Origin of the sequence: Candidatus Anoxymicrobium japonicum, assembly GCA_002843005.1 — a bacterium.
Classification (GTDB): domain Bacteria; phylum Actinomycetota; class Geothermincolia; order Fen-727; family Anoxymicrobiaceae; genus Anoxymicrobium; species Anoxymicrobium japonicum.
In genome coordinates, this window is sequence record PHEX01000021.1 from 1 (window position 1) to 23701 (window position 23701).

Consider the following 23701-nt stretch of genomic DNA (forward strand, 5'->3'; position numbering starts at 1 on the left):
ATAATTAGGCGGGGACTGCGAAAGTCCACACTATTTTCGAAGTGATTAATCGTCAAGGCCATTGACATGGCAGCAACTGAAGTTCCGGCGGTCAACGCGGCTAACATCCAACTTTATTTCTTGAAGTAGTATTCAGAAAGCGCGAAGTCGTTCCCACCCCTCCCTCCGCCAGCTCGTCCTCCCGATGTAGACATCAAGATTATTTTCGCATGAGCTTTTCTGTCTCACTCAGAGCCTGTTCCAGGAATCCCAGCAGCTCGTCAACAAAACGCCGAGGACTCTTGTGTCTTATATCAGGCAAGGGAGTCTCTGCCAGGACATCGCAGGATTTGCGTATCATCTGGACCATGGAGCCTGTGAGGCGCCTGGCTCTTTCACCACCCAGGACATCACTGCTATAGTCTGCTGCGTTGTTTCTCCGGTCAGCCAAGACCCGGTCGATTGCAAAGAAGAGGTCGGCCCAGTTGACGAAGATCGGTTTCTTTATATCCAGGGAGCGCAGGAGCGCCTCACCCTTGATCCGGTAGTACCCGGCAGCTCCCCTGCCCCCCGGCTGCAGATTCTCCACAACACCTGTTTCCGTCAGCTGAACAAGAGCGCGATAAACCGCCTTCTGGTCATACTTGACCTTCTTCGAGATCGACAGAGTATTCTTGGATCCCTTTTCCGAACAGCATAGATAGGCCAGCACGTCTGCCCTTGCTCCCTTGCCGAACATCGCTCTAGCGGTGAGCATCACATTAGCCTCGTTCTTTAGATCCGGGCTCCCAGAATGCCTGCGGATCCGCGGAGCCCCCCTCAGATAACCCCAGGCTTCGAAGATCTCGTCAGGCCTTGACGGTGTCGCCTTTCTTTCCGGTAGCCACAGCCAGCGCGTCTCGTTCTCTGGAGGCCTTTCGACCTTGCTGCGGACGCCTTTGACAACCGTTTCAACATCTGCAAATTTGGAAACCCATTGCTCGACCGCGGCCAGGACTCGCTGGTCCTCAACCGGATAGGCACTCATGACCTGGACCATTCGACTAGAGCTTAGCCGGCTATAGTTGCCGCCGAGCCAGTCCATGGCCTCATCGAACAGGCGTGTGTCGTAGCGGCCGACCGTGCACGTGGCCATCAGGAGTGCTTCGGGGTCTATCATCGCGCGCCTGGCAGGATCTCCAGACAGGTTTGCGCCGAGCGAAAGCCACTGACGCCACATGAGGTCAATGGTTCTCTCGGTCAACCGTTCATATCGTTGCTGCAAGTTCTCCATGTCCCAGGTCCTCCAAAAGGCTCTTGAGCCGGTAGGGTGAACATCCCTGCTCGAGGCACTAACTGGCGGCAGCCCTTGCCTCGTCCTCGGTCGGGCGCATGCGGATAAGGTCCGTTGTCTGCTCCTCTCCTCTATCCAGAGAAGCCATCATTTTCAGGTGGACCATGTCAAAGCGCGAGCAGAGGCGCACAGTGAGTCTGTTGCCGTACACCCTGACCTGCGCGCGCTCGATCAGCCCTTCCGGCATCGCCATCTCGAGCTGGTTGGTAGCTGCAAAGTTAAACCAGTCCGGCTGCTCGCTGTAGAGGTTTCCAACCCTCTGCACGGCGTTGTTGAAGCCGTCTATCGAACTAGGGGGCGTGACGTGGAGGCCTCTTTCGTCCCTGACGACGATCCCCATACGACGATGTCCAGCGGTTCATCATCTTGGGCCTCGAGTACTTCCCCGAGGGCTTTTAACAGCTCTTCCGCACGCTCTCCGTTCATCATTACCACCTAACAGTAAGGATTCTATGTCTTAACTATAAGGACTAATATGTGAGCTGTCAAGTAGCACTGATCGGATTTGCATCTCGACCTTCGGTTGCAGTCGATGCTGGCGGAGAAATCATTTACTACGCCCTGTCAATAAGTCAGCAATGCGAGCACATGCACCTTTTGATATGATAAATGCAGGTACAACCCACATTCCGCAGATAATTCGCCCCGTCGAAATAGTTTCCCCACCCCCGATTCAAGATTGAATCAGCCCTTCCGGGTGATTGACCTGCTCTGCTTCAAAGCACCTATCAAATCGATTTCCTCGGAATTGAGGTGCTTGAGCTCGCGCAGGGCCTCCCTGTACTCGTGATACCGGGCTGAGGCCCTTTCGAACTCAGCCTCCTCACCTCGGCGCACGAACCTGGAGGTTCGCTTCCCCTTCTCGTTGGTGTAGTAGAGCACCACCTGCTCGTGCGAGGGCCCTTTCGCGCACTTTTTGCAGCGCGCGTTGCCGCAGGGGCGCTTCGCCCTGGCCAGGGTTCCCACCGCCAGCTTATCCGTGGCGAGGAGTCCGTCCATGAGGGCGGCCCTCTTTTTCTCGAACTTTCTCAATTTTCTCAGGATTGCCCTTGCGTCTTCCATGGTTAGTGTAGTATACTGGCTACCATGTACACTAGTCAAGGGCCGATATCATCTCGCTGCTCCACGGGATCCGGACCGGCCATGATCCAGACTCACTTCCTCGGCCCCCACCCCCTGATCAGGCATTACCTCGCCCGGCTCAACGTGGAGGGCATTCTGAGAAGTCACCTCCCCCAGGGCAGAACGGGCGCGCTCAACCACGGGCAGGCCATCTGTGTGCTGGTTCACAACATCCTCGCCTCGCCGGGTCCCCTCTACCGCCTGGAGAACTGGGTCGCTCCCATCGAGCCCGGCGCCCTTGGACTAACGACAGGGCAAAAGGGCGCCATCAATGACGACAGGGTGGGCAGGGCGCTCGACGCCCTGGGGTCTCCCAGGGCGCGCGAGGTGTGGTTCCACCTGGCCCTGAGGACGATCAAGCAGTGGAGGCTTTCGACCGAGCGGGTGCACTTCGACACCACCTCGGTCACCTTTTTCGGGGAGTACACCTCCTCGGTGGACGAGCCCAGGATGGACACCTTCTTCACCCCCGGGTACGCTTTGATATTCACTCGGGGAATCGGCATTCAGCTCCTATTCTTTCGGGTACTTTTTGTTTTTGAGGCAACGAATCCGCTTCGGGTATTTTTATTGTGAGTCAATTCGCACCTATGACAGGGTGTATCCGGTGTATAATCTCTATCACGACCGTTTATTACGAGGGATAGAAAACGCGAGACCCCGAGGCGCCGTATGCCAGTCGGCGGGCGCGCTTCAGAAAGGTGCGATCGGAGTGAACTACAATCTGGAGGTAGAGCTGATCAGGCTCGAACTCAGGGGGAAACAGGAAACCAAGCCGCTTGCAATCGACACCAGCCTCGGGGTGGCGGTCAGGAAACTGCCGGGCGCCTGGACCAGGGCCATGTGCGAGGCCCTCTCCCTACCGGTCAGCAATCGGGACGTGGAGAGAAAAGCCGCCATCACGCAACACCTGCTGGCGCCCCGATCCATCGAGGAGGTCTGGCACAGCCTTCCGGATCCAAGCCGGCGGATTATCTTCTGGCTTGTCGGCGAACAGGGTGGCTTCGCGAAGCTGAGTGACCTCTACGACGAGTTCGGCATAGACGACGACTATGCCTATTTCTGGAACAAGGGCGAACGTCCCACGACCGCACTCGGGCTGCTGCGCTTGTACGGACTTGTTTACAAGGGATGGATAGCAGCCGATCGGGGAAGAGTCAAGGTCGCCGTTGTTCCCGTCGAGCTACGGGAGCCTCTGGAGGCCATGGCGCGGGAAGCGGAGACGGTGCAGCCCGCTCCGCCCATGCCCAAGCCCGCCTTTCGAAAGAAGTCTCCCAGGCAGGAGGTACTGGAGGTCAGGTCGTTGAGGGGGGCGATGAAACGCCGCGGCTTCTACGACGTCTACCAGTTTATGATAGTGCTGAAGGACATCTCGCCGCCCATCTGGAGGAGGATCCAGATCCCTGAGAGCTACTCCTTCTGGGACCTTCATGTCGCGATCCAGGACGCCATGGGCTGGCTCGACTACCACCTGCACGAGTTCAGCATTCCCGAGGCAGCGGGCGGCCCCGCGATCCTGCTCGGTTTTTCCGATGAGGAATTCGCCGAGAAGAAAGTCCTGCCGGATCATACGCAGTACATCTCCGATTATTTCTCTGCGGAGAATCCCCTGGCGCATTACCTCTACGATTTCGGTGACGGCTGGGAACACGAGGTGAGATTCGAAGCCGTTCTCCCCGTCAAAGAAGGTGTCAGTTACCCGGTCTGCGTAGATGGCGAGCGTGCATGCCCCCCCGAGGATTGCGGCGGCCTGCCTGGATTCGAGGACTTCCTGCGTATCATCGGAGATCCAACGGACGAGGAGCACCAGGAGATGACAACCTGGGTCGGCGGTTCCTACGACCCTGAGCGCTTCGAGGCTTCAGCCGTTCGCTTCGATGATCCCCTCGTTCGCTGGAGGGTCGCGTATCTCCACGACGAGGAAGCCTATGAAAGCCTCATGCTGGCTCGGAAGGCAGACGATTCCGCTGTTCCCGTCACGCACACAAACAGGCAGGGCGACCTCTACTACCTGCATTCCGGGCTAAGTAAGACAGGCAAGCCCACATACCATTTTTCGAAGAAGGCCAAGGGGAACCTCGCCTATGAGATCCCGGAGGGATTCGAAGTTTATGAGAACCCCGACGGCCGAGTCTTCCTCAGGAGGACACAGAAGAAGGTCATATCCGACGAAGAGAAAAGAATCGTGGAATCCGCCGTCGAGAAAGCGGGTGTCACAGACAGCATCGTCGAGGTTAAAAAGGACGTGATCACCGTGTTTCTGGGAGACCTTGAGGAGAACGACTTCTCGAACATTCTCGACATAGATTGCTTTCTCGCCGACCTGATCGAGAAAGCCGAGAGCGTTGGCGTGTCCATTCCTGACGATTTCCGGAAACTCGTCCCCGAGATCGTCGAGAAGGCCCGCGCCGCACGTCCCAAGCCCGCCGAACTCCTCAAGAAGGTCCAAACCTACAGCCCAGTACTCCGGTTCACCCTGCATGATAAAGTGGAACGTACGTTCGAGGTCGAGCGGGCCTTTTTCACCGCAGGAACAGACGAATGGCTGTGGCTTGCGGGTTCGGCCGGCCTGAGGGAACTCGCAAAGAAATACTGCAGGCACATCGGGAAAGACTCTTTCGACGACCTCTGGTAGCTAAATCTCCTTTCTCTGCCCAGCCGTCAGGCGGTTGGGGGGAAGTCGGAGGTCATCACTCCACCTCCCGGTGCTCGCGCTGCCGCCTTTCCATGAGAACCCGCAGATAATCCGCGCAGGCTGGGTCGTTCCTCGGCACTTCCCGGCTTAGAAGTTCCATCACGCTCGCCATAGCCCAGTCTTCCACGCCCTTCGCGTCAGCCGCCCTGAAGAGGATTTCGAACGCAGGGAGTATGTCGATGACCGCGAGCTCGTAGCCGTAACCCTGGAGCATGAGGTCGAGTGCGCGTAGCGCCACCTCGAAGGAGAAGCTTGGGTCTTTTTCGAACCCGTCCCTGGCCGCCGTTACGAGTGTCTTTGGCTCGACGAGCCCCGAGCGCGCGCATTGCCGAGCGACATCGAAAAACCCGGCCTGCCTCGCTGCGGCGAACCACTTGCCCCTCTCCTGCGAGGTGTCGATGAGGTCCCTGAGAACCTGCTCGGGATCTTGCTCGGGATACTTCTTGACGATGGCACGGTAATTCGCGAGGTACGTGTTGCCGCTCCGGATCCCAAGGCCGTACTCCCAGTATGCTTCGTCCCTTCGGCCATCCTCCAGCAGTGCCCTCTCGCAAAATTCCAGGATGCTCTGTGACTCGTATTCATCCGGGTGCCTCGACCCGGCGTAGGCAACAGCTTCGTCCGTGCGACCCATCCGAAGGAGCGCCTCCGCCCAAAAACGGTCGTAAGGCCAGTAGGAGTAACCGCGCTTCGAGAGCAGTTCCCGGAGCTCCTCGTAACGTCCCGCCTCGAAAAGGCATGAGAGGCAGATGGCCTCACCCATGAAAAAGGACATGGGCCTTCTGTCCTTCAGGTGATCGACCAGCCCTGGCAGCAGGAAGTCGAGCCACTCGGCGACGAGCTCGGGGAACGCGCAGGCCTCTCCCCAGCTACACTTCACCGGAGACAGGAAATCCACGCCGTCATCACAGACCGCGTTGTACAGGCGCTCAAGCCAGCGTCGCCTGGTATCGATGTCCGCGGGGGCTTCGATGAAAATCGGCAGAAGCGCATCAATACTCCTATCGACCGCGACTCCTAGTGCCCCCGAGGAACTGTCTATTCCCTCCAGGGCAGGCCATATTCTCTCGAAGAGCGACACTATGCCGTCGGCTGCAAGAACTGGCTCCTTTTTCGCAACCTTCTTGATCTCCGAGACGGCCTCGCGCAGACGCTTGGACGCAAGCGAGGTGCCTCTCCAGCCGTACGCCCCCCGCCTGAAGCGTTGTTTGAACTTCCACTTGTGGGTTCCATTCACTGACAGGGCTCTCCCGGAGTGTGACGGCTCTCGCCACCGTCGGGTGCGGTGGCGCCCCGCAATCTATCCCCGACCGGCTCCACTCCGATTGAGTCAAGGAAATCCATCGCAATGCACATCATCTTCCGTTCCTTGAATTGGGACCACCGTTCTTCTTCCTCCGGGTAACGGTTCAGCACGTCCTTGAACCGCTTGAATGCACCCCTGCCGTCGATTGCCATCACGAACAAATCCTTCAGGTGCGGGTCCTGGACGGTAGGTATGAAGGCTTCCATATGTCTATAAGATTCGAATGAAGGGAGCGGGTCGATGTACTCGAAACGATCGGGGTCCTCCTCGATCATCTCGCTGACCGGGTCCTCCAACTCCTCCTCGTTATCATCATAATAGGCGTCATCGAACTCAATCTGCTCAACGATTTCGCCTGTCTCCAGGTCGAGGTAGCGATTTATCGTGAAACTGCTATCATCGAGAGCCCAGCATAGCTCCCGCATGTTTACAGGCAGAAGTTTCTTCTCGTCAACCATCTTCGCTCCTGCACCTCTCTGTGCCACTTACCTTTCGCTGATATCCTGATAGTGATAGAGCGGTTGCCTTTTTCATAATACTCCTACTTGCATCACCGGTACATCCCCAGCCCCTGTCCCGAAGTCGACCGCTCGTTAACCTGCTAATGACTTCCAGTGGCATGTTGAGTACTGTGCATTCTCACCTGACTGAACACTGAACCGTTATCTGGCGTCAAGTATTCGTTCCCTTCACACTCAAAAGTGATTGTCGCTGGACACCCCCACTTTAATCCTCCCCCCTCGAGGGGAGGAAATCAGAGGGATCGCGCGTTGCCGTACTATGTGAGGCTGAGTGCCCCAGAACGTGCCGATAAAATACTGTCATGGGGTGGGGACAGAGTTTCCTTTTAAAAGCCGTCACCCACGCCGCGCCTTTAGAGACACAGCTCAAGCATAAGCGGCGGACGGGCTATATCGAATCCAACCAAGGACATCTCCTGGCAAGATAACTGAAGTAGTGAAGCGACCTGAAAAACTCGACGGATACCGCCCCCAGAACGCGTCTTCGCCCGAGGTAAGATGCTCGCGAAACTCTTCCGGATCACTCATGCCAACCAGCACCTTGTTCCAGTGGGCAATCTTTATCCAGTCCTCGTTTATCCAGTCATAGAATGGGATCCGCGTCGATGTTACTCACAGGTGTACGGTCCTCTCCGGCTGTGAAATTTTCGAACGCAAGCACCACGGACGTAAGTCGTTCGTCCAGGCGCGCCATTGTCTCGATCTTGATGGGTTCCGGAATCCCCCCATAGTAAGCGTCGGCTATGCCGCCGACGATGCAGGCTATGGTGTCGCTGTCCCCGCCCAGGCTCACCGCCTTTCGGATCGCGTCCTCGAAGTCATTTGATTCCAGGAACGCGATGATCGACTGGGGCACCGAGCCCTGGCAGGTCACATCGTAAGTGTAGTACTCTCGTATCTCGTCAAGCGGCTCGTTCAGGTCGTAGCCGAACTGTTTCTCGACATACCGCTTGATCTCTTCCTTGGTTTTCCCGGTTCTCGCAAGGAAAATGGCCGCCGCGACAGACTGGGCGCCCTTTATCCCTTCCGGGTGGTTGTGGGTGACCTCCGCACTTCTCTTCGCCTCTGCCAGCACCTCATCAAGCGAGGCAAACGCGAAACCCACCGGGCTCACTCTCATCGCCGAGCCGTTGCCGAAGCTGTTGTATGGCTCAGTCTCGGCCGAGGACGCCCAGCCCTGGAACGTCCCGCCGTAGCCTCTTCCGGGGTATCTCTTGAAGTAATCCTTGAACATTCGCGCGTAGTCTCCGCCATTCAGGATCACGTCTGCCACCGCAACCGTGAGAACCGTGTCGTCGGTGAACGTCGAGTCGGCTTTGAAGAGCGGGAAATCGGTGGTCTTGATGTTGTCGAACTCGTAGACTTGCCCGATTATGTCACCGGCTATTGCTCCAAGCACGGGTTCCCCTTTCGTTGAATGGCAGCCGGCGGTATCGCTCGCTACTCCTGCTCCCCGAACAGCTCGAGACAGGCGGGGCATGCGTAACCGTCGTCCTCCATCACCATCTCCTCGGGAAAGAACTCGGCGCCGCAGTTCGGGCACACGACCATCTCCTCGTCTATGAAGCCGAATCCTACACCCATTAGAAAACTTATCAGTCCCGGATCCATAACCTTAGTAGTGCCCCATTCCATAAATACTTGCAAGCGACCGCCGCTGCATCCGCGCCTGCCGCGTTCCGCTTCCCCGTCGTACTCACCGAGTACGACTCGGTCACGCAGCCTTTTAAGGAACGGCGCATCGACGCTCTCGATACGTTACCATATTTATGGAAAGGGGCACTTGGTTTACCAAGTTAGCGCGTACAACACCAAACAAACGGTTTAACAAGCGGGTTTTCAGAGTCGCGTGAACAGTTACGGGGAATCCCGCTATGTGTGTTGCAATAATTAGACAACTATGGTATATTAACGTCATGAACTTCAGAGAAGTGCAGGAAATAGTGGGGAGAGAGCCGATTTTCGAAACCGGCTTGCTCCTGGCTGGCGATGTTGACCCCGACAGCGTGCGTCGGCAGCTCTCGCGCCTCACCGCTTCGGGACGTCTCATCCAGTTGAGGCGAGGTCTGTACGCTCTTGCCCCTCCCTGCCGCAAAGTGAAGCCCCATCCTTTTCTGGTGGCCAACCATCTGGTGCGAGGATCTTATGTCAGTCTGCAGTCCGCTCTCGCATACCATGGACTCATCCCCGAACACGTGCCGGTGGTGACAAGCGTGACGACTTTGCGCCCCGGACACAGGGAGACGCCCCTCGGGCATTTCGAGTATCACCACATCAAGCCGGAATACTTCTACGGCTACGATGTGATTGATGTGGAAGAAAAGCAGGCGGCGTTGGTTGCGAATCCCGAGAAGGCTCTTTTCGACCTTGTGTACCTGCAGCCCGGATCCGACAGCAGGGAGTATCTTGAAGGTCTGCGTCTCAAGAACCTGGAACGGCTCGATCTCGAAGAGTTGGAGCGTTTGGCAAAGAGTTCAGGTCGACCCAGGCTTCGTCGGGCCGCGGAAATTGTAGGGACAATCGCGAGGCGGGAAACAGAGGAGTATGAAGCGCTGTGAAAGCCTATCTTGCCAGGTTGGTCGCGGAAACACCATCGTCTGTAGAAGCCTTGAACGACGTCCGGGAGTACCTGCAGGCCCGCGTTCTCGGCGTGCTTCAGCGCCAGGGCGCAATGATCCCTCTCGCTTTTCAGAGGGGCACGGCGCTTCGCTTTCTATTTGCCACCGCCCGCTACTCGGAGGATCTGGACTTCTCCCTTGAGGGCAAGGCGACTAAATACGATTTCCGCGGCTACCTGAGCGAAATCAGCAAGGAGTTTGTCGCTGAAGGGTACGAGGTTCAGGTCAAGTTGAGCGACAAGAAAATCGTTCACAGCGCCTTTGTGCGGTTCCCAGGGCTTCCCTTTGAATTAGGTCTTTCCCCGCATGACCGACAAACACTATCGGTCAAGCTGGAGGTGGACACTCAGCCTCCGGAGGGGGCGACACTCGCCACCACGGTAGTTCGCCGTTATCTTCCCCTGCAGCTCCATCATCACGATCAGGCATCGCTGCTCGCGGGCAAGCTCCATGCGGTGTTGCACCGTCCTTATCTGAAAGGGCGCGACGTCTACGATCTCATCTGGTACCTGAGCGATCCAACATGGCCCTCGCCCAATATCGAGTTCCTGAACAACGCGCTGCGCCAGACAGGCTGGGAAGGCCGCTCGTTAAACCCGCGAAACTGGCGTCGAGCCGTCCGAGAAAAGATGCGGGATGTAGCCTGGGACAGGGTTGAAGATGATGCAAGGCCTTTCCTGGGGCCGGGATCCGATCCATCTATGCTGACAAAGAACAACCTCCTGCGACTCCTTCGGCCTTGACATTTTTTCCGTTCCTCAGACGGTGTCAACAGCAAGCGTCTCAAGTATCTCTACCAGCTCTAGTGACCCACGATCCTTTCTCTCGACTGTCCAGTCCGCGACCAGTTCGAAGAGAGCTCTGGAAGGAACCAGAGAAATGCCTCTCCTTTTCGCCGCCTCGATTGACGCGGGATGTACCTTATAGGATCGTATGTCGGGTGGATATTCCCGATATGGATTGTAGATCAATATCCTGGCGCCCTGGCGCGCGCGCTTCATGAGGTAGTCGCCCACTCTGCCGTCGATACCCCTGGTGGTACTCTTATACTCCAGCGCGACCTCTTCTCCATTCTTGTCTACCAGACGGAAATCGGCGCCCTGGCCCCCACTGCACTTCGCGCCAATTTCCTTAAAAATAGCGCAAAGGCTGTTCATCGCCTCGTTCTGCTGTCCCCAGATTATCGAAAGCAAGTCACAGAACCTGGTCCTCTCCGCGGTAAGATTCCAGAAATAGGTGTAGAGCCTTTCGATACCCTCTGAGGTCTCGTCATAAGCCTTCTTGCTGGCCGTTCCTCCAGAGGCAAGGCGCCCGACGTCCCGCCACGTGGAGTAGCCTGTTTTCTGAAGCTGCCGCGGTATCTCCGGCCTCGTGCGCGGCGTCACCCCTGTCTCCATTAGCAAGGCTCGGCCGATTGCGATGGCCGTTCGGGCCCCGAGCGATTGCCCGAGTTCCCAGTTCTTGAGTTCTCTACACTCCCTGAACCTCTCCAGCATCTTCTCGATGTCTTTGCGCGCGCTCATGAGCGCTTCTGTGGTTACAGGGGTCCTGGGCATGGTCGTGCGATAGTCGTAGAGCATGCGCCAGGGGTCGTGGAGCAGTACGCCCCAGGACACGGAGCTTCTTGCGACCTCGTTGCCCTTCTTCCACGCGCTGGTGAACTGCTCCCTGGTCATGACTGTCAATTGCGAAAGCATGTGCGTACTCTCGATGGGGAACGCCTCGCCAGGCTCTTTTGCTACCACGAGCAGAATGTCCACATCGCTGTCCGTCGTCGCTGTCCCTCTCACATAAGACCCGAAAGCGGCGAGCGAATAGTCACTTTCTCCGAAGTGGTTCCGTATCTCATTCGCCACCTCGACCACTTCCTGGTACGCTCTTGGATTAAGGCTGATCATCTTCTCCGCGTCCAGCAGTTCGGAGAACTTTTGAACAAATGGGTTTGTGGAGTTGATGGAGTAAGTGGTCCCGGTTTTGTGCAGGATGTCTCTGTCCCTGAGCTTTTCAATAGAGCGATAGACCGAGGCCACGCCCATGTCGCACACCAGGGCAAGATACTCTGCTGTGGCTTTACCCGGCCCCAGATCAAGAAGAGCTTTCAGCACTTTTGTGTTCTGGTTGTTTATCAGCTCACTCATCTTCTTTGTCTTTCTCTATCCTGTCCACCAGCTTGACAATCGACTCGTATAGTCGCCCGACTTCTCCCTTCTTGAGCCGAATGACCGCAACGTCGTCATAAGGAGACTGCTGTGCGAAGTTCCTCAAACTGCCCACACGCTTGCAGGCCTCGTGTTCTTCAGAGCTAATCCGCCCCTCTCTATAAGCGCGTCCGAGCGCATTGAGTTTTTCCCTGTGATCCTTGGTCGGCTTTCCGAACTGCCTGACCACGAGTACGTTGGCTATGTGTTCATAGGCGTAGAACAGGCTATCAATGCATTGATTTTCGTCCCCACGATCCAGGTTCGCTTTAGCTGATCTAATGTACGCTTTCGCCTCTTCAATCGCCAACGTCTTCTTCGAAACCATCTATCCCTCCTGATAGAATACTATCATCCTAGAGAACATATTACCACAATAAATATCTTTGTCCAACACAACCGGAGGTGGTCGGGGAGACGGTTGATCAGCGACAGTAATAACTCTCGATGGGAACGAATATTTGACGGGCCCCGATCCCGCCAACGCAACTCGCCTCATTCACGTTGTCTGATCTCTTCTGCAGATTCTCGCATAGTCGCAACTGGAGCAATGCTTCCCGGGCGCCCGATCGAACTGATGCTCCAGTATCCCCTCGATGCAGCGCTCGGCCTCCGCGACCGCCTCACGGAGGTGTTGTGGGGATAGTGTCACCTCCTCGAGCCTGGACTCGTTGAGGTAGGCCACCGTCGCCCTGTTGACGGGCTTCCCGACAAGACCCAAGCCGCTCGCGTACAGGCGCACCTGGAACGAGACGTTGTTGAAGGTCGCGACCTCGTCGGTCGTTTTGTAGTCCCGGACCTCCCTGAAGTCGTCTCCGCCGATTATCACGTCCACCTTGCCAACGATGGTCGCCCTCTTCACCGGGAACTCCAGCCTCGCCTCGACTTCTTCGATCCGTCCCATTTCCTCGGCGTGTTCTTCAGCGAAGCGTCGCAGTACGAGCTCCGCTTTCGCCCTCGCCGTCTCGAGTTCCTTACTCCCCGCGAACGGCAGGTAAAAGCGCTCCTCCACGGCGGCGGTGATCGCGTCGGGCGCCATCATTCCTCCGCGAACGAGCTCGGACGCGTGACGCAGGCAGTGGTGAAGACTTCTCCCATACCCCATCTGCGTCGCGAGCGCGGGCCGGTACTCCCACACGTGCCGCATCCTGTAGAGGTGCGGACACCTCAAGTAGGTGAGTATCTCGCTCGCTTGAAACGTACGTACCTCGTCTTCCCGCCGGCTCCCGATCATAACGGAGGGCAGGCCCTCATCGGGCGCGAGGCGCACCAGGGCGGCGCCGACGTCCTTGATGAACGGACTCTCGCCACACGGATTGTTTATGCGGCGGAATCTCGAGACGCAGAGAACGTCACGCGAGCGGGTCAGCGCGACGTAGAACAGCCTCCGCTCATCGTCGATGGCGCCCTCGTAGCGCTCGACCGCGAACATGGCGCGGGGAACCTGCCAATCCTGTTTTCGGCCGGTATTCCTGGACGGGAAGCGCGATCGGGTCATGGCGGGAACGAACACCAGCGGCCACTCCAGGCCTTTCGCCTGGTGAACCGTCATTACGGCGACCGCGTCAAGGCCACCGAACCGGTCGGCGGGCATCTGCTCGTAGGCGCCGGTCGCGTAAGTGTTCAGGTACCAGCACAGGTTCTTCACCAGAGAATTCCAGCGGGGCTTCCGACCGCCCAGTCGGATGGGCATCTCGAAGTCGGTCAGCATGTTGCTCATGGCGCCCAGGTTCGCCGCGGCGGCGGCATGCCCGCGCTCCGAGAAGTCGAGATCACGAAAATCAAGAGCCTCGAGCAGTCCCTGGTAAACCTCCGTCAGGTTCCGGAACTCGCCGGATAGGGCGCCATTCTTCCAGAGGAGCAGTTTTCTCCTCGAGGCTTCCCGGCCCGTCCCGCGCGTCCACAGGGTCATCCCCGTCTCCAGTAGCCCGTCACCTTCAACGCGGTTGGACCAGGTCCATGGATCCGCCACCCAGAAGCCGTCGTCGGAAAGCCAGGACAACAACCTGCCGACCGCCTGTGCCTCGTCTCGCTGAAACAGGCCGACCTTTCCTCCCACCACGTAGGGCATGCGCCTCTTTCTGAGGGCGTCGATGAAAGGCTGGGCGGATGTCGAAACGCTCCTGAGCAGTATGGCGCAGTCGCCGTAGTGACAGACGCCTCCACTCACGAGTTTGTGTATCTCGCCCGCCACCCATTCGGCCTCCTGAAGCGGAGTCTCGAACTCAACTATGAACGTGTGGCCCATCCCGGCCCGAGCGGGCACGAGGTGCTTGTACCGCCGCTTCTCGAACGTGTCCGCGAAGGAATTCGAGAGCGCGACGATACTCCTGACACTCCGCCGGTTCTCACTTATGGGAACCGTGTGGACATCTTCGAAATGCCTCGTAAAGTCGTCGAAGCAGGCCTCATCCGAACCACGCCACTGGTAGATGCTCTGTCGAGGATCCCCGACCGCGAAAATGGCGGCGGCGGTCGCGAGCAGCTTGATCAGGGACTCCTGCGCCCGGTTGATGTCCTGGTATTCGTCAACCAGCAGGTGTTCAATGTAGCGGGCGGCGTCCGGGTTCTCGCACAGGGAGGCGATGGCCCTGGAAATCATACCCCCGAACGTGAGGTAGCGATGCCTCTCGAGCATTTCCTCGTAGCGAGCCAGTCTTCTGTTGAACTCCGGGGCGAGCCTCTTGAGCTCGCCCCTGTCCAGGAGTTCGTCGTTGACGACGTTCACGGAGCGAAGGAATGTCAGGCACGCCCTGTCGTACCTGGCGCCCTTGCCCAGACCCATGCTCCAGCCGTTTCTCATCAGGAACGCGAACTCCTGGTTCTCGTCGAGCACTTCGTGATCCCCGAATTGGAAGCGTTCCTCGAGTAGCCGCAAACAGAACCCGTGAATGGTGCCTATGTAGGCCTCGCCGAGCCTCGCGCACTCCTTTTCACTCTTGAGCCGTCTCAACCTGTCGTAAACGCGGCTTCTCATGCTGAGAGCCGCCTTGTCGGTGAACGTGAACGCGACGATGTTGCGCGGGGCGACCTCCTCGTGCAGGACGAGGTAAACGATCCTTCTGGTAAGCGTTTCCGTCTTGCCCGTCCCGGCCCCCGCGATTATCCGCACATAACGGCTCGCGGACATGACCGCGGTTCGCTGCTCGGCGGACAGTGGAACGGGTTTTTCAATAATTTCCGAGAGTATCCTGGCATCGCCCACGATGACCCCCACGGGGAAAAAGATGGTTCCGGCGCCTGGCGCCTGTCATAAACGGAATTTCGCTTGCTCTGCTATGATAGCACACCGGGGACTGATTGGGCCAATTTGTCCTGGCCACCACCCGGAAGGGCCCCTTCACTCAACCGCTGTCGCCTCCCAAAAATAGCATTTTCACGCCGCCCTTCGGATTGTTATACCCGGTTTTCATTCCGCAGAACTCGCGCCTGATGGTTGGTATTGACGTTCGTTCGGTATTGTGCTATGTTCACTACGTAGTGAACATATAGGAATTAATGAACATGAAAGAAAGAGAACTGCTCGAGAAACTGAAGAACAACATGGGCGACCTCCTCGACGGGCTACAGGTGGTCGAAATCCGAACGGATGCCCCGCCTGGCAGTAAGAAACATGATTTCCGAGCCGACCTGGTTGCAACTGTCAAGGTCGGGAACAAAAGTAAAGAGCTGATATTTGAAGTCAAGCATCGAGGATATCCGCGGGAACTGGAAGAAGGCGTCCAGACACTCAGCAAGCTGACCGAGAACAGACCAGAGCTTGTGCCCGTGCTGGTCGTCCCTTTCATAAGCGAAACTGGGCGAAGGCAGGTTCGTGACCGTGGAATCAACTTCATCGATCTTTCCGGCGACGTATATATCGCATTCGACAATGTGTTGATACATAAGACATCCGCCGGCAATGAGTACACGTATAAGAAAGAGGGAATCAACATATTCTCCGATAAAGCAAGCCTCATAGTGCGCGAACTTGTATCTAAGTCTGAGGCGTACCACACCGTGAGAACTCTCGCGGAAAATGCGTCTGTAAGCGTCGGCTGGGCTTCAGAAGTACTCAATGAACTCAAAGAACGGGGATATCTGGACAAGAAACCTCGGCGTGGATGCAAAATCCGCAGGATGGAAAACCTCTTGGACGACTGGGCCGGCCAGTACACATTCCTCGGGAAGAACAGCATTCGGAGTTTCTTCATCAAGGCCATGAGTCTTGATGAGATGTTTGCCCTTTTCAAGGATTCGGGGGCATCGCAGCAGATTGAGTATGCCCTGACTGTTCACGCTGGAGCACACCTGGTAGCGCCATTTGTCCAGTACAACGAATGCCATTTGTACGTGCGAGGTCGAAAAGACTTCGGCCGACAGGTTGACCATCTCGTTGATGCGCTTCAACTGACAGAACCTCATGCGGGTGGTAACTTCCATGTCGCCAGGCCGTACTACGAGCACGGGGCTTTTCACGATCTACGCATTATCGAGGGTCTAAAAGTCGCGTCGGATATTCAGCTTTACCTTGACCTTGCCAGGTTTCCGATAAGAGGAACGGAGCAAGCGGAAAAAATACTTGGGCACAGCGGGCTCCGCGACTCGAATAGCTGGTGATGACCGACATGCGCGATCCCTTCACCTATGAATTCTTGAGAGTTCTACTCGCACTGGAAGAGTACCTGCCCAACACCGTCCTTATCGGTGGGTGCGCGGCTTTTGTCTATTCAAAATACATGTTCGAAATGCCACTTGGGCAAGCTCCCGTCTACACAAATGATCTCGACCTCCTCGTTGAAAACGACATCCCAGTGTCGAGGCGCTCTATCCTGTCTCTTATGGAAGAGGCAGGGTTCGCGGGTCGCGCCCTCGAGAGTCGGCACACTCAGTACTTCAAATTCGAGAGCAAGCTGGGGACGGGCTTCGAAGTCGAATTCCTGACTCCGGCTCCGAGCCGAGAGCATGGTGAAACGATTGTTGTACAGGGAGGTATCAGGGCTCAGATCCTTGACGGATTAGACTTATTTCTAACGAATAACGTCGAAGTCCGAATCAGCGATAGCTCTGAGGATATCCCCGTCGACCTCACAGTTCGCGTTCCAACCCCAGGGGCATTTGTGCTCAACAAGATTCAGTCATACCTGGACCCTATTGGAGACACCGACAGGGCAAAAGACATCTACTACGTATTTTGGGTCCTCAGGAATCTGCCAATCGGCAAACAGGCCATCGTTGCTGATGTGAAAAGGTGCGGCAATAGACAGGCACTGGATATCTTGGCCTCGAGACTGGCGCCGCTGTTCGCCGATGAGTATGCCCAAGGGACGCGAGATCTCGCTGTCCAATTGACAGAACTCAATATGGCCGAGCTCCAGAAACGTATTCTTGCTCAGCTAGAGATTTCAAATATTATCGAGCTGATGAAATCGAATTGAGTTGCTGGCGATCTGATGCATTATCGTTGTGTCCTTTCTTGAAGATGCCTTTCACTGTCGCCTCCCGGAAGTCACGGGCCGTTCCCGCCCGGTTCGGGCAATCGCCTGTCGAGGAGTTCCTGGAGGTACTCCGCGCAGTCCGGGTAGTTCTCGGTCAGACCACGGTCGAGCAGCTCCTTCACGCTCTTGACAGCCCAGTCGCTCACGCCCATCGCGTCGGCCGCCTCGAAGAGAATGTTGAACGCGGGAAGAATATCGATGACCGCGAGTTCGTAGCCGTAACCCCGGAGCATCAGGTCGAGCGCGCGCAGGGCGATCTCGTACGAGAATCCCGGATCGGACTCGAGCGCGTCGCGCGCGGCGGTGACCAGCGTCTTTGGCTCGACGAGGCCAGAGCGGGCGCAATCCCTCGCGATCTCGAGATGCCCGGTCTGCCTCGCGGCGGCGAACCACTTGCTCTTCTCGAGCGATGTCTCGATGAGATCCTTCAAGACCTGCTCGGGGTCGCGTCCAGGGTACTGCTTCACCATAGCCCGGTACGTCGCAAGGTACGTGTTGCCCCGCCGTATCAAAAGCCCGTACTTCCTGTACGCCTCCTCCTCGCGACCAACCTCGAGGAGCGTCCGCTCACAGAAGTCGAGGATGCTCTGCTCCTCGTAATCCTGAGGGTTCCTGGACTCCGCGTAGGTGATCGCTTCATCCGTCCGTCCCATGCGAGCAAGCGCCTCCGCCCAGAAGCGGTCTAACGGCCAGTATGGAAACCTCCTCTTGGAAATCACTTCCCGTAACTTGTCGTAGCGCTTCCCTTCCAGGAGGCATGAGAAACAGATTGTCTCCCCCTCGTAGAAGTTCCCCGGCCCGCCAACCCTCTGGCACAGCTCGAGTCCGGGGAGCGTGAACTCGATCCAGTAGTCGACCAGTTCCGGGTAGACGCATATCTCTCCCCAGCGGCATTTGACGGGGAAAAGGAAATCCACCCCGTCATCGCAAACGGCCTCGTAGAGGCACTCGAGCCAGCGGCGCCTCGTCGGAAGATCGGCCGGGGCATCAATGAGGATTGGCAGCAGCGCGTCAATGGCTTTGTTGACCGCGATTCCAAGCGCTCCCGAGGAGGAGTCTATCTCCTCGAGCGCCGGCCACAGCCTCTCGAAGAGCGAGACGACACCGTCGGCCGCCGTCACCGGATCTTTCCTGGCGACCTTCTTGATCTCGGACACGGCCTCGCGGAGCCTCTTCGACGCCGGGGCCGTCCCCTTCCAGCCGTAGGCGTCTCTCCTGAAGCGCGCCTTGAACTGCCACTTGTGTGATGGTGACGAGCGGTCTCGCGTTCGCTTCGTTTTCGCCGGCTCGGCCGGTCTCGAGGAGTAGCGAAACACGTCTTCCATGTCGGTTCCGCCTGGGTGTGGAAAACCCATGTATCCCACGAGATCGACTTTAATCTCGGGCGGGCGCTCCGCCGCGGCCTCCCTCTGGCTCATCAAGAACTCGAACGTTTCCTCGTCGTCGAGGTAGGCCACCCTCCACCTCAGTTGGGAATCGTCGAAATGGACAGCCGAGGGATCGAAATACTCCGGGTTGAACGTCCCTCCGACCCAGTGGAGCGTCTCATCGTGCTCCTCGTCAGCCGGGTCGGCGATTATCCGCAGGAAATCAGCGTACCCGCTCACGCCACCGCAGTCTTCGGGAGGACAGGCTCTCGCGCCCGCTATGCACCTGGGGTACTCGGCCTCGCGGTGTCGTGGAAGGACCGCCTCCAGTGTCACCTCGTGGCGCCAGGAGTCGCCGAAATCGTAGAGGTACTCGACCGGCTCGTCCCCGAAGTAGTCCGAGATCAGAACTATGTAGTCGGTGAGCGCCTTCCGATCCTCCATGGAGCCTTCCTCCGCGAAACCGAGGACAGTCTCCCCGCCCGTGAACGAGTCGCGCAGTCGGAACTCGTGCAGGTGATAATCGAGCCAGCCCATGGCGTCCTGGATGGCCACGTGCAGATCCCAAAACGAGTACTCACCCGGGACCTGTATCCTCCTCCACACGGTGGGCTCGACGTCCTTCAGGGCAATCATGAACTGGTAGATGTCCGCATCCGGCTTCCCGGATCTCCAGAACCGGGCGCTCACCTCGAGCAGCTCCCCAAGGCCGGACTTCTTCCGGGAAGAGGGCTCGGGCATAGGCGGCGCGGGATCTCCTTCCCCTGCTCCCCGCGCGATCGATTCGAGTTCCGGGCGAAGCTCCACCGGAACGACGGCCACCTTCTCCCTTCCCCGCTCGGAAGCGGCCATTCCCTTGAAAACGAGCCCATGCAGCCTGAGCAGGCCGAGCGCGGTCGTGGGGAGTTGGCCCTTGTTCCAGTGATACGAGGAGTCGTCGTCGGCGCCGAACTCCTCGTACAGCTCGCGCGCGCTCGAGAACCCGTTCTTCTCGAGAACGAGCCACGAGATAATCCGGCGCGAGAGCCGTGGCAGGTCCCTCCAGACATGCGCCATCGACCCTGGCGCAGTCAGGTAATCGAGGATCGCGGCCTTTCTCTCCTTGTCACGTGAGCTCACCGGCAAATGAAGCGCCTCGCACATCGGCGCGGTCCACTTCCCGGGCGCCTTGCGCAGGGCGGCCACGAGACTCGATTCCCTTTCCAGCGGCTGACGCTCCACCTGGTTTCTACGGTTGATATTGAGCAGCTCGGCGTTATCGTTGTCCAGCACGCTGTCCCTCCGTTCCCTGAAACATAGTTGAATCTCTCACCCGGCCAGTTTCAGTTGACGCTTCACGGGCGTTTGCCCACTGTTTCCAGCGGGTCTTATCTCGCCTCGGCGTCCGTTTATCCTCTCCGTCGAACTGACGGCGAGTGGCCACACAAAGGCTTGGCTATCACCTCTGACAGGCTGAACTCATCATAGCAGACACCTACGACACCTGTATCTTCCCTATTCTGAGTTGAGCGCGGCACAGGTTTCCATGTCCGCGTATGTTTTTCCATATAATCCCTAACTGTTAGCGACCCCTCTACGCAGTGAATGTGGACGGAGAGGTGGACGGTAGACCCCTGGCCTTTATGACTTTTTTCGAGCTGGTGCGAGGGCCGGCACAATCACCAGCCACAGGTTTATCTCGCAGAGCGTGGGATCCTCACGGGGCGACTCTTTTGATATCAGCTATCCTGTCATAATCCTCGTCGTAAGTGTAGATCTCATTGAGCCCGCGGCTTTTCATGTAACACGCGTTGAACGCATCAGCGAAAGGCAGGTTGAACTCGCAGTAGCATTCAAGGCCCGCCGCAAACACGTTTTTATGTTCGAGGATGAGGCCCCTGAGGTCGAGTATGGCAAGCACCTTCTCTTTTATCTCGCTCTTCGACACCTTGTAGTACGACTGGAGAGTGAACACCACCTCGAATATCACCATCGGGCTTATGACCACCCGTTCCCTGCCACTCTCAACCCTTTGAAGCAACGCGAAGACATCGGCGGCTTTTTCTTTGTCATCACAAGTCAGATAACGAAGGATCGTGTCGGTTTCCAGGAAGCGCATTTCTTTAACGATCCCCCGCGACGTTCCTGGCGACACCTTTCTCAAAGGCTTCTCGCGCTTTCTTGAAGTCCTCCGGCTTTTTCTTTGGTTTAACTGAACCGAAGTGTTTATTCAAATTGGACACAACCGGCTCTACGACAGCGGTCTTCCCCTTCACCTTGAAGCGCACCTCATCACCCGGTTTCACCCCTATGGCCTCTCGCACTTTCTTGGGTATGGTGACCTGTGATTTCTTGGTCAAGACCGACCTGTCCGTTATCTTCGGCATGGTATTACCTTTTTTTATAGATATACGATATTCATGGTATTACAATAACATCAGGTAGCGCTAATGTCAATCAACTGGTCATCTTTCGCTGAACGACGCGGATTTAGCGAGGTGGATGATTCCCCGCGCCGGTGCTGGTAAAATAAGAATTGGACATGGCTCACTGGAAAACGTTGTTTTTGGAAGCCAAGCTGGACAGTTGTTGATTTTGTGGGGAGTTCCGGCGTCGCTTCGCTTCGGGGTGTCCACATTGATGAAAATGCGCATACGTAGAACTAAATCCCCTCTCCCACGCGCTTCGCGCGCGGTGACTCCTGAGCGAGGGAGTCTTTGGGCAATCGTTGGTGATATCAAGGGATTCCGTCGCGCGCTGGTTATGCTTGTGGCGCTGGTGTTTGTCTTGATTCCCGTGTCTCCGGTAGCGCTCTTGACTTCCGGGAAACCGAATGAAATGGCTTGGTCGGCCTACCCTCAGCCGAACGACACGAAAATCAGGGAACTGATATATCCCACCATTGGGAACCCTGTCATTGTAAAGAAGGGAGAGACCATCGAGGTCGAGTGGGATTTTCGCGACGGCGATCCCGGCGCGGCGATGCCGGGCGCAATTGCCGGGTGGTCGGCGGAGCTCAAGACATCCGCCTCTCCCTGCCCCCTCACCGTTGGGCTCGAGTACGTCAGCGGTTCGGCGACGTTAACACCATCCACCCGCTGGCCCGCCTACTACGACCACAATAATCCGGATTTCGGGTACGACACCTGCGACCTCCCCGGCGCCGCTCCTCTTCCCTACAACATATACAAAGCGCGGTTCAAGATTCCGACGGGTACCTACAGGGACCTGTATGACCTCACCGTATCAGTAACGGCCGATGGGGCGCCCATCGAGAGAACTACGAACCATTCAGTCAAGGTTATCGACGACTACAAGACAGACTACTGGATAGCAGTGGTTGCCGACCCGCACTTCAACGACGCGCGCGGGCGTGAAAGCACGGCGATCGGTAGCCCCGGCAGGGCCGAGTCCGACTACTTCTGGAACTTTGAGAAAGCGGTGGACATCATAAACCACCTGGATGTCGAATATGTGATGTTCATGGGCGACGCCCACTTCGGGGTTCCCAGGGACGGCAATTCGTCGGTGGGGTTTCCGTATGCCGCGAACTACCTGCCCGAACCGGCCGGGATCGGGGGAGACGCACAGGATATAGACCTCTACAGCAAGTACGAGTACCCGGGTTTCTATAATGAACTCCTCGAGTTGGAACGCCCCGTGGTAATGATCTCGGGCAACCACGACTGTTATGTCACCGATGACGATGCGAGTTGCCCATTCTCGAGCAGAGACGACGGCCTCGGGCTCTGGCAGGACTTCTACGGTCCGCTCTACTGTGGCTGGGACTACGGGGCAGATACTCACATAACTAAACTATGCGCGATGGATCACCAGTTCTACGACCAGACCGGCCTTCCTGACCGGGGAGGCAGAACCCCCACACAGGGCGCGCCGGGCGGCTCCTTATATGCCCCCACCCTGTGGTACGAGGGCCGGTTGCGTGAGACCCAGGTCTCCTGGATGCAGAACGACATCAGCTCGAACTCAGGGAAGCCCGTCACAATCGCCGCAATACACACTCCCCCTTACGACAACGCCCACCCGTTGTGGAGCTGGGCGCCGAAGGGTCTGGCCACCACTCCACCCGGCGTCGATGACGAGGGAAGGCCTCAGCTTCTAACCGCCATGGAGAACGGCAAGGTCGATGCCTGCCTCAGCGGACACACGCATTCCGACTACAAAGGCACGGCTACAGGGAACCCCTCGACTTCACAGATAACGACGGTGTCGAGCACATTTGCTTCGTCACCATACCCCGGCTTTCGCCTGCTGCACGTCAATACTTCAACCGGCGCCATCGACAACTACGTGTACCTGGATGACCCGGGCTACCCCAACAGGCTGTCCGTCCCAACGTACATGGAGACAGCCTTTCCGGTAACGGGCGCCCCCTACGACAACTACCAGACCCCTCTGCTGCGCTGTACAATACATGATGACGACGAGTCGATCCCCACCTGGCATACAGGGAACAAAGGAGTGCCACCCAACCCCGCCATTACAGGCGGCGAACTGCAGGATCCCGAGCCCACACCGTTGCCGGCGCCTGCCAAAACCCCATACGATTGGACCCAGGGAAACGTGGACGTAGCGCAGACCTTCGACAACTTCTCAAAGAAGGCGTCCCCGCAAAATGCCATCCTGGAGGACGTGAGGACGACCTTCTATATGCCATACCTCAACACGAAAGAGTACAGAGTCGAGGACAACGACAGTCCGATTCCCCGCGGCTACAAGGACGGGTACACGTGGCGCGACGTGGACAGCGATGGCGATGGCGATTTCGACTGGCGCGTATTCGACGTAGACGTGAACGTGCCCGCCGGCAACGGCGCCACCCACCCCGGCTACGACGCTAAAGTGCGTGTCTGGCCAGAGGAAGACAGCCCCGACCCGCCTCCGCCGCCTCCGCCGCCTCCGCCTCCTCCGCCGCCTCCGCCGCCTCCGCCGCCGCCTCCAACAACAACCCCCATCTGGTACCTCGCGGAAGGCACCTCAGATTGGGGCTTTGAGACCTACATCACCATCCAGAACCCGAACACGACAGCGGTCACCGCAATGGTGACTTACATGACAAAGACCGGCCCACAAACAAGGGCGGAC

At 57.5% G+C, this 23701-nt stretch carries 19 protein-coding genes; 7 read left to right on the forward strand and 12 right to left on the reverse strand.

The window, feature by feature from the left end; genetic code table 11:
• Positions 1 to 199: 199 nt before the first annotated feature.
• The 3 genes from CVT63_03335 to CVT63_03345 form a co-directional block, all read right to left on the reverse strand.
• Positions 200 to 1252 carry a hypothetical protein gene (locus CVT63_03335; GenBank protein ID PKQ28316.1) on the reverse strand — a complete coding sequence of 351 codons (1053 nt, stop codon included), beginning with the start codon at positions 1250 to 1252 and terminating at the stop codon, positions 200 to 202.
• 58 nt (positions 1253 to 1310) lie between these two features.
• Positions 1311 to 1652, reverse strand: a complete 342-nt coding sequence (locus tag CVT63_03340) for a hypothetical protein (protein ID PKQ28317.1) — start codon at positions 1650 to 1652, stop codon at positions 1311 to 1313.
• Between the two features lie 344 nt (positions 1653 to 1996).
• On the reverse strand, positions 1997 to 2344 hold the full coding sequence (locus CVT63_03345; GenBank protein ID PKQ28318.1) for a hypothetical protein: 348 nt from the start codon (positions 2342 to 2344) through the stop codon (positions 1997 to 1999).
• 54 nt (positions 2345 to 2398) lie between these two features.
• Here CVT63_03345 and CVT63_03350 point away from each other — a divergent pair, with 54 nt between their 5' ends.
• Positions 2399 to 3010 (forward strand): hypothetical protein, encoded by a 612-nt coding sequence (locus CVT63_03350; GenBank protein ID PKQ28319.1) that lies wholly within the window; start codon positions 2399 to 2401, stop codon positions 3008 to 3010.
• 739 nt (positions 3011 to 3749) lie between these two features.
• Entirely contained in the window at positions 3750 to 5069 is a 1320-nt protein-coding gene (locus CVT63_03355; protein PKQ28333.1) for a hypothetical protein, read from the forward strand.
• 55 nt (positions 5070 to 5124) lie between these two features.
• On the opposite strand, the gene CVT63_03360 is transcribed toward CVT63_03355, so the two are convergent.
• The 3 genes from CVT63_03360 to CVT63_03370 all read right to left on the reverse strand — a co-directional run bounded on the left by CVT63_03360 (position 5125) and on the right by CVT63_03370 (position 8355).
• The gene (locus CVT63_03360) at positions 5125 to 6366 is read right to left on the reverse strand and encodes a hypothetical protein (protein PKQ28320.1); all 1242 of its coding nucleotides are present in this window, start codon (positions 6364 to 6366) and stop codon (positions 5125 to 5127) included.
• Positions 6363 to 6893: a hypothetical protein gene (locus tag CVT63_03365; GenBank protein ID PKQ28321.1), complete on the reverse strand. Its 531-nt coding sequence runs from the start codon at positions 6891 to 6893 to the stop codon at positions 6363 to 6365. The genes CVT63_03360 and CVT63_03365 overlap by 4 nt, the downstream gene beginning before the upstream one ends.
• Before the next feature lie 646 nt (positions 6894 to 7539).
• Positions 7540 to 8355 carry a hypothetical protein gene (locus tag CVT63_03370; protein ID PKQ28322.1) on the reverse strand — a complete coding sequence of 272 codons (816 nt, stop codon included), beginning with the start codon at positions 8353 to 8355 and terminating at the stop codon, positions 7540 to 7542.
• 517 nt (positions 8356 to 8872) lie between these two features.
• Here CVT63_03370 and CVT63_03375 point away from each other — a divergent pair.
• The gene (locus CVT63_03375; GenBank protein ID PKQ28323.1) at positions 8873 to 9514 is read left to right on the forward strand and encodes a hypothetical protein; all 642 of its coding nucleotides are present in this window, start codon (positions 8873 to 8875) and stop codon (positions 9512 to 9514) included.
• Positions 9511 to 10317, forward strand: coding sequence for a hypothetical protein (locus CVT63_03380; protein ID PKQ28324.1), 807 nt, complete (start codon positions 9511 to 9513; stop codon positions 10315 to 10317). Before CVT63_03375 ends, CVT63_03380 begins: the two co-directional genes overlap by 4 nt.
• 15 nt (positions 10318 to 10332) lie before the next feature.
• On the opposite strand, the gene CVT63_03385 is transcribed toward CVT63_03380, so the two are convergent.
• The 3 genes from CVT63_03385 to CVT63_03395 form a co-directional block, all read right to left on the reverse strand.
• Positions 10333 to 11712: a hypothetical protein gene (locus tag CVT63_03385; GenBank protein PKQ28325.1), complete on the reverse strand. Its 1380-nt coding sequence runs from the start codon at positions 11710 to 11712 to the stop codon at positions 10333 to 10335.
• Positions 11705 to 12100 (reverse strand): hypothetical protein, encoded by a 396-nt coding sequence (locus CVT63_03390; protein PKQ28326.1) that lies wholly within the window; start codon positions 12098 to 12100, stop codon positions 11705 to 11707. The genes CVT63_03385 and CVT63_03390 overlap by 8 nt, the downstream gene beginning before the upstream one ends.
• 171 nt (positions 12101 to 12271) lie before the next feature.
• Positions 12272 to 14989: an ATP-dependent helicase gene (locus CVT63_03395; GenBank protein PKQ28327.1), complete on the reverse strand. Its 2718-nt coding sequence runs from the start codon at positions 14987 to 14989 to the stop codon at positions 12272 to 12274.
• 281 nt (positions 14990 to 15270) lie between these two features.
• Between CVT63_03395 and CVT63_03400 the strand changes: the two genes are divergently transcribed.
• Entirely contained in the window at positions 15271 to 16371 is a 1101-nt protein-coding gene (locus CVT63_03400) for a hypothetical protein (GenBank protein PKQ28328.1), read from the forward strand.
• The gene (locus CVT63_03405; protein PKQ28329.1) at positions 16371 to 17189 is read left to right on the forward strand and encodes a hypothetical protein; all 819 of its coding nucleotides are present in this window, start codon (positions 16371 to 16373) and stop codon (positions 17187 to 17189) included. The genes CVT63_03400 and CVT63_03405 overlap by 1 nt, the downstream gene beginning before the upstream one ends.
• Before the next feature lie 71 nt (positions 17190 to 17260).
• Here CVT63_03405 and CVT63_03410 read toward each other — a convergent pair whose 3' ends face one another.
• The 3 genes from CVT63_03410 to CVT63_03420 all read right to left on the reverse strand — a co-directional run bounded on the left by CVT63_03410 (position 17261) and on the right by CVT63_03420 (position 20982).
• Complete coding sequence (locus tag CVT63_03410; protein PKQ28334.1) at positions 17261 to 19357, reverse strand: hypothetical protein; 2097 nt, start codon at positions 19355 to 19357, stop codon at positions 17261 to 17263.
• Between the two features lie 955 nt (positions 19358 to 20312).
• A complete protein-coding gene (locus tag CVT63_03415) occupies positions 20313 to 20714 on the reverse strand; it encodes a pilus assembly protein (GenBank protein ID PKQ28330.1) in 402 nt (133 codons plus the stop codon).
• A gap of 4 nt (positions 20715 to 20718) precedes the next feature.
• A complete protein-coding gene (locus tag CVT63_03420) occupies positions 20719 to 20982 on the reverse strand; it encodes an AbrB family transcriptional regulator (GenBank protein PKQ28331.1) in 264 nt (87 codons plus the stop codon).
• Positions 20983 to 21358: 376 nt separating this feature from the next.
• On the opposite strand from CVT63_03420, the gene CVT63_03425 reads away from it, so the two are divergent.
• Positions 21359 to 23701 (forward strand): hypothetical protein (locus CVT63_03425; GenBank protein ID PKQ28332.1); only part of this gene is annotated, 2343 nt, incomplete at its 3' end.